Origin of the sequence: Tenacibaculum soleae (assembly GCF_001693415.1) — a bacterium.
Taxonomy (GTDB): domain Bacteria; phylum Bacteroidota; class Bacteroidia; order Flavobacteriales; family Flavobacteriaceae; genus Polaribacter; species Polaribacter soleae.
Map to the genome: position 1 here is coordinate 1 of NZ_MAKX01000044.1, position 7,489 is coordinate 7,489.

General features: G+C 27.8%; 9 protein-coding genes. All 9 read left to right on the forward strand.

The features are described 5' to 3' along the window. Positions 1-330: 330 nt before the first annotated feature. Positions 331-786, forward strand: coding sequence for a WapI family immunity protein (locus tag BA195_RS14030; protein ID WP_068706530.1), 456 nt, complete (start codon positions 331-333; stop codon positions 784-786). A gap of 208 nt (positions 787-994) precedes the next feature. After that, the gene (locus BA195_RS14035; protein WP_068706531.1) at positions 995-1,249 is read left to right on the forward strand and encodes a type II toxin-antitoxin system Phd/YefM family antitoxin; all 255 of its coding nucleotides are present in this window, start codon (positions 995-997) and stop codon (positions 1,247-1,249) included. Between the two features lies 1 nt (position 1,250). Then, the gene (locus tag BA195_RS14040) at positions 1,251-1,508 is read left to right on the forward strand and encodes a Txe/YoeB family addiction module toxin (protein ID WP_068706532.1); all 258 of its coding nucleotides are present in this window, start codon (positions 1,251-1,253) and stop codon (positions 1,506-1,508) included. A gap of 183 nt (positions 1,509-1,691) precedes the next feature. Continuing rightward, positions 1,692-2,186, forward strand: a complete 495-nt coding sequence (locus tag BA195_RS14045) for a hypothetical protein (RefSeq protein ID WP_068706533.1) — start codon at positions 1,692-1,694, stop codon at positions 2,184-2,186. A 12-nt stretch (positions 2,187-2,198) separates the two neighbouring features. Next, positions 2,199-2,651 carry a hypothetical protein gene (locus BA195_RS14050; RefSeq protein WP_068706534.1) on the forward strand — a complete coding sequence of 151 codons (453 nt, stop codon included), beginning with the start codon at positions 2,199-2,201 and terminating at the stop codon, positions 2,649-2,651. Between the two features lie 1,334 nt (positions 2,652-3,985). Next, a complete protein-coding gene (locus BA195_RS14055) occupies positions 3,986-4,651 on the forward strand; it encodes a hypothetical protein (RefSeq protein ID WP_068706535.1) in 666 nt (221 codons plus the stop codon). Positions 4,652-4,654: 3 nt separating this feature from the next. After that, positions 4,655-5,755 carry an ATP-binding protein gene (locus BA195_RS14060; RefSeq protein ID WP_068706536.1) on the forward strand — a complete coding sequence of 367 codons (1,101 nt, stop codon included), beginning with the start codon at positions 4,655-4,657 and terminating at the stop codon, positions 5,753-5,755. A 780-nt stretch (positions 5,756-6,535) separates the two neighbouring features. After that, the gene (locus BA195_RS14500; RefSeq protein ID WP_068706538.1) at positions 6,536-7,069 is read left to right on the forward strand and encodes a YcxB family protein; all 534 of its coding nucleotides are present in this window, start codon (positions 6,536-6,538) and stop codon (positions 7,067-7,069) included. A 153-nt stretch (positions 7,070-7,222) separates the two neighbouring features. Next, positions 7,223-7,489 (forward strand): SH3 domain-containing protein (locus tag BA195_RS14075; RefSeq protein ID WP_141677730.1); only part of this gene is annotated, 267 nt, incomplete at its 3' end.

Consider the following 7,489-nt stretch of genomic DNA (forward strand, 5'->3'; position numbering starts at 1 on the left):
TCTTTATGAAATAATTGCGGAAAAGTAGAATTAAAACAGAATTGAATATTAAAAAAAGAGAATAAATCGCGGAATTTAGCAAGTTTGCGGAATTAAAATTCTTTATGGAAATAATTGCGGAAAAATTCTTTCAACAATAAAAATTAAAATAGTAAGCCAATATAACGAAAACCCAACAACGTGTATAGTTCATTACGGGGGATTTTCTTACAGAAAATCCTCGCATTTTCACTATCTTTGGTCTAAATTCGGAAAATTGCTGCGCTCTTTTCCGTAACGAAACCATACACAAACACGTTGTGCGCAAGCTGAACAAACTCTCGTAATTAAATGATATTTAAAGGAATTAACAATCAATCTGTTGAATTTAGGGTAACGAATTATCAGTTTCCTGAAATAACTGATTGTGAATATGACTCAAATTGGTTGTTGGTTTATTTAAAAGTAAAAAGTGATTGCGGAAATTGGGAAACGGTTGACCCTTCGCTTTTGGTAAGAGATTTAAAAGACATTATCGAATGGTTTGAGCAACTCTCGAATGATATAGAAACTAATTCCGATTTTCTGTCTTTTATAGAACCGAATTTGGAATTTAGATTGACAAAAAAAAATGCGGACAAAAAGCAAATCAGAATAACATTTGACTTGGAATCTCGACCTCCGAATGCGAAAGACGATGAAGAATTTTATGTGGATTGCGAATTTAATAATGCAGAATTAAAACAAATTGCATTTGAACTGAAAAAAGAAGCGGAATTATATCCAGAACGTGCGATTAAAATATAAAAGCCAGCGCACAACACCGTGTATAATTAATTGCTTGGTCGCTGCCGACTTACGAACATTCCTTCGGAATATTCTATCTGTGATTTATTTGCTAAATTAGTTGCTTAACCACGCAACTAACCATACACAAGACCGTTGCCAGCAATACGGAAAAAATTGCATACATCATATTTCGTACGTATATTTGTACTTTAAAAAATACAATATTATGCAAATAGCAACTGTTTCTGACTTTAGAAAGGATATTAAAAGTTACTTGGACAGAGTAGCTAAGAACTTTGAGACTTTAATTATAAACCGAGGAAAAGATTCTGGAATTGTAGTTATGTCATTACAAGAATACAATTCTTTAATGGCTACAAATCACGAACTTTCTTCTCGAAAAAATGAAACACGATTAGATTCTGCGATTGACAAACTAAAAAGCGGAATGACTTTAAACAAAGATCTAATCGAAAATTAAGATGAAGTATATATTCGTTGACGAATCTTGGGAGGATTATTTATATTGGCAAAAAACCGATAAGAAAAAGCTGAAGAAGATAAATGAACTTCTAAAAGACATCGCTCGAAATCCTTTTAATGGAATAGGAAAACCTGAACCTCTAAAACATAAATACGCTGGATTTTGGTCAAGACGAATTGATAGTGAGCATAGACTGATTTACCAATATAAAGAAGGAGAAATATTAATTGCGAAATGCAGATTTCATTACGACTGAAAAAAGTACTGCTGGCAACAACGTGTATAATTAATGGCTGGTTCAAGCCTACTTACGAAAATCCTCGCGGATTTTCTATTCAGATTCTATTTACTAAATTAGATGCTTAAAACACGCCACTAATCATACACAAAACCGTTGTGTGTAATTTGAGAAAAACTCTCGGCTAATCAATAAACGAATATGACAACAGAAAGAATAATTGTTAATCGAAAATATGTTTGGTTAACATTTGACAATTTAAGAATAGAAACAGAAAATGGTATTGAGGAATCAGAAAACGAAATAGTCTGCTACTATAAATTGGAAGAACCAAATGAAATAAATTATGGAATGCAATTAGTAGATAGCAATGATGTTCGATTAATATATAATAGTGTTGAACACGCCAAACAAGAAGTTACTGCTTTTTTAATTAACGACGTTTATCCACCGAATTACCTTAACCCTTTAGAATATACACAAGAGAACTTATCGGAAATAATGAATAAAATATTAATTTTTGATATTGGAAATCAAAATTCTGATGATGTTCAAGAATCACTTGTTGGAGCTATGACAAATTGTACTTTGGCTTCTAATCCACCACACTTACCAGCAACAGCAAGAGTTACTTTATTAGATGGAAGTGTGAGAAGACTTGATTTCTTTCAAATAAAACATATAAGAAGACAATAAACATATAAAATAATGGACTACAAGCTGATAGTTTCAATTTACGCAGCTGTTATTTCAACAGTTGTACTTATTTGGCGATTATATGAATTCTACTATGACCGAAAAAGTAAGCTAAACATTAAAATTAAACAAAACACAAAAATACCTGTTTCAAACGATTTAAAATTTGGTAAATCTCAAATGTATTTGACTACCACAATTATTAATATTGGGAAACCAAAACGAATGATTGAACAACCCATATTTATGAGTAATAAAAAGGTTGATAATCAAAAATATTTCAACTTTATAAGTTTTGAAAATGTTGTTAAATATCCTATTGCTTTGGACTCTGGAGAAAAATTCGAATATGAAGTTACCAATGATGTAATAGAGGATTTAAAAGCTAAAGGCATTTCAAAAATAAAAGCTGTAGTACGAGATACACACGGAAAAAGTCACTACTCAAAATGGTTTGAAATATAAAAAACTACACACAACAAAGTATATAATTTATTGCTAGTTCTAGCTTGCTTACGAAAATTCTCGCGAATTTTCTATTCGGTTTTTATTTGCTAAATTAGTTACTTAATCACGCAACAAACCATATACAGAACCGTTGGGTTTCATTAACAAAAAATCGTAAAAATTCAAACTTTTAGATTTTTAATTAAGCTCAAAATGTTAGAAAAGTTTACAGAAAAACTATATCGGAATTTTTCTCAGAAAACCGTAAAAATATAATTTGAAAATTTTTGTTTTCTAATAATATTTTTCAAAAACAGAAAAATTCCAGTTGAGAATTGTTCTGTAAAAAGTTGGAGTATTTAGGAGTTAAATTTTCAGCGCTTCTACCCTAGAGAAATCTCGGAAAGAATAAAAATAGAGTTGAATGCTAGAGGAAATATAAAATCGTGGAATTTAGCAAGTTTGCGGAATTTAAATTCTTTATGGAAATAATTGCGGAAAAATTATTTCAACAATAAAAAGTAAAATAGTAAACCAATATAACGAAAACCCAACAGCGTGTATAGTTCATTACGGGGGATTTTCTTACAGAAAATCCTCGCACTTTTACTATCTTTGGTTTAAGTTCGGAAAATTGCTGCGCTCTTTTCCGTAACGAAACCATACACAAGTACGTTGGGTTTCATTAACAAAAAATCGTAAAAATTCAAACTTTTAGATTTTTAATTGAGTTTTAAATGTTAGAAAAACTTGTGGAAAAACTATATCGGAATTTTCTCAGAAAACCGTAAAAATATAATTTGAAAATTTTAGTCTTCTAATAATGTTTTTCAAAAAAAGAAAAATTCCAGTTGAGAATTATTCTGTAAAAAGTTGGAGTATTTAGAGTTAAATTTTCAAAACTCTTGCTTTAGAAAAATCTCAGAAAGAATAAAAATAGAATTGAATGCTAGAGGAGAAATAAAATCGTGGAATTTAGCAAGTTTGCGGAATTTAAATTCTTTATGAATAATTGCGAAAAAGTAAAATTAAAACAGAATTAAATACTAAAAAGAGAGAATAAATCGCGAAATTTAGCAAGTTTGCGGAATTTAAATTCTTTATGGAAATAATTGCGGAAAAATTATTTCAACAATAAAAAGTAAAATAGTAAACCAATATAACGAAAACCCAACAGCGTGTATAGTTCATTACGGGGGATTTTCTTACAGAAAATCCTCGCACTTTTACTATCTTTGGTCTAAGTTCGGAAAATTGCTGCGCTCTTTTCCGTAACGAAACCATACACAAGTACGTTGGCAGTAATTAAAGTAACAACATTGAATCCAAGACTAAAATATAAATAACAAACTATGTTCCTACACATTGGAGAACCTAAATCAATAGAAGACTTAAATAAACCGAGTCTTAAATTAAATAAAATTGACAGAATTAAAGTGCCAATATTGGTTATCGATGATAATGATTTTGAATACTTAGACCATTTAAAAAATCATAGATTCGATATAACATATTTTAGTGACATTCAATCAATTGAAAGCGCAAATGAGTATGAAATAATTTTATGTGATATAAATGGTGTTGGAAAAATATTTGATAGTAAATACGAAGGTGCTCACGTAATTTCTGAATTATATAAAAAATACCCTTTTAAAACAATAATAGCTTATACAGGGTATACACATGACCCTACTTACAATAAATTTTTCAGATTAGCAGATTATGTCTTTAAAAAAGATTTAGATGGTGATGAATGGGTAGAAAATTTAGATAATGCCATTGACTCAGCTGTAAACCCTCAAAAAAGATGGTTAAAATTAAGAGATTTTTTAATTAAAAATAATGTTTCTTTATTTGAAATTGTAAAATTAGAAAATGAATATGTAACCACGATATTAGAGGGAAGAAGCTTGTCTAATTTTCCAAGTAAAAAATTAAGTAGTGAAATTGACAAAGATATAAGAGCAGTAATACAGTCATTTACTGCAAGTATTATTTTTAAAGTACTAATTGGTTAAATAATGACAAATAACAAACTATTTCCTTATTACGATTATAAAGAAGAAAAGATTAAAAATGGTGTTTTAGAAAACTCTTTTCTTTTTTGTAATAGAAATTTTAATTCAACTTGTAAAAAACATTATGATTCAATAAAAAATAAGAATGGGATTTTTATTTGTCCTTATGGTTTCTCTTCACTAAATCATAATAGTGAGAATTACACATCAATCTTAGTCGAAAAAAATCATAATAAAAAACTAAGCAAAAGAAATACAAATAAGAAAGATTCTAAAGTTGTACATTCATTAGATGTCGTAGATAGAATTAAAAAATATTTTCAATCTATAGATGCTAGAGTTAATGCTAAACAACATATTATAAGAAAATTTGATAAAGAAAGTTCCGTATTTTCTACTAAAAAAGAGACTTTAGATGACACGTTACATGAATTAAGAAAGCTAAATAATATTCTAAAAAAACAAGCTTATACATTAAAGATTGATTTAGAAAAAAGTTATAATACAAATTATAATATAAATTTAAGAAGTAAAAATATATTATCAACAACACAATTAATTAGTGCTCGATTAAATGCTTATGATTTTACATTAAATCCAGAATTAATTGAACTATCACCAAAAAACAATATTGCTATTTATAAAAAATTTGATAAAGCAAAACAGTGTTTAGAAGTCATAACAAATGATTTAATGATAAATCTAAAAGGTACCTCAAATTGTAAATTTGAATGTTATAATATTATTGATTTATTACCATTTATTTTGTTTGAAAATGCAATTAAATATAATTACAAAGATTCAGAAATTAATTGTGAGTTCATAAATGATAACAATTCAAAACTAGATAAAATAATAGTTTCAAATAAAGCAATAATACCTTCTGAAACTGAATTATCTAAATTAAAAGACAAACACTTTAGAGGTCAAAATAGTTCAAATATAAACGGAAGTGGAAAAGGACTATATATTGCTGAATTAATTTGTAATTTTAACAGTTTTTTTATTGAAATTGAAATTGAGAAAGAGAAAGAACTTGAAAATAAAGAAATTTTAGGAACTTTTAAAACAATAATAACTACTGCCAACACTGTGTATAATTAATGGCTAGTACTCGCCTACTTACGAAAATCCTTGCGGATTTTCTATTCGGTTTTTATTTACTAAATTTAGTGCTTTAAAACGCCAAAAATCATGCACAAACACGTTGCCACCAATAAAAACTGAACTTCAAAATTGTACTTTAAAAGAAAAAATATTACGGAATCAAATTCTGAAAGAATAGAACGAAATATTAGATTATTATCGTTAAAGAGACACACTTCTTTGGATTTTAAATATGTTTCAACCTATATAAATGAACCCAATAAGTTTTTTTTGGGTTTTGAAAATGAAAAACGAATTGACTTATTACGAATTTCATCACCTTTTGAGAAATTACTTCCAAAAATAATTGTGACTTTTAAAAAGGAGAATTTTAAAGAATATAAGTTAAGATTGAAATTAATATCTATGATTTTATTTGTTTTTCTTACAATTGCATTGATTTTGAATTTATACTATTCTATTAAATCAGGGAAATTGGAAAGTAATTTTCTTTTAATTCTAATATTAAATTTGACATTTTATGTTCTCGCTTTTGTGGAATATAAACTCGTAAATAGAAAAATCAGGAAAGTTATAAAATGGAATGAATGAGAAAAAATGAATAAGGAAATACGAAATAAAAATTACTGGTGGCAACACCGTGTATAATTAATGGCTAGTCCTCGCCTACTTACGAAAATCCTCTCGGATTTTCTATTCGGTTTTTATTTGCTAAATTTAGTGCTTTAAAACGCCAAAAATCATACACAAAAACGTTGGCAACAATTAAACACTAAAATGAAATTAGAATATATATTAGAAGAAAAAGATTTTATTGACTATCATTTATTTGCAATGTCTGAAAATAAAAAAGCAGGAAAAATAATGGCTACAACCAAATTTATTCTGGTTGGACTTTTTCTTTTTATTGGAATAAATATGTATAATAAGAATAATATTGAGTTTGCAATTATACTTGGAATTATAGCAATTTTGACTTTTATCTTTTTCAATAAATTGTATAAATCTAAATTAAGAAAACATTTTTCAAAGATTGTTAAGAATAGTTACGCAAAAAGAATCGGAGAAAAAGAAACAATGGAATTTAACTCTGAATATTTAATTACGGAAGACAAAACTGGAGAAGGGAAAACCAAAATTTCTGAAATTGAAAAAATTGATGAAACTCAAAATAATTTTTTCATTAAACTATCAAACGGATCATCCTTTATTGTTTCTAAAAAAGGTGTCAATAATTTAGAATTGATTAAGAAAAATTGGAAAGAACTGAATATTCCGATTTCTGAAAATTTAAATTGGGAATGGAAATAAAAAACTGTTGCCAACAACGTATATAAAAAATTGCTATTTTGGGCTAAATTTAAAGGTCGTTGCACGTTTGCTACGTCTGATTTTCCTTCGGAAAATCCTCGCACGCAAACACGCAACTTTCCATATACAAAACCGTTGGCAAACATTAGAGAAATGAAAAAACTAATAATATTATTCATTTTAATCTCAAAAATTGGATTTGGACAAGACACCAAATACCTCTCTGAGAACTATGAATTTAAAAATGGAGAAATTGCTTATATGTTTGGTAACGATGTTAAACTTCGAGACCAACCAAATGCGAAATCCAATGTTTTGGCTCTTTTGAAAATTGGTGAGCAAATAGAAATTATGGAAAAGTCAGATTCCACAATGAAATTCGACGGAATTGAATCACCTTGGTACAAAGTAAAAACGAAC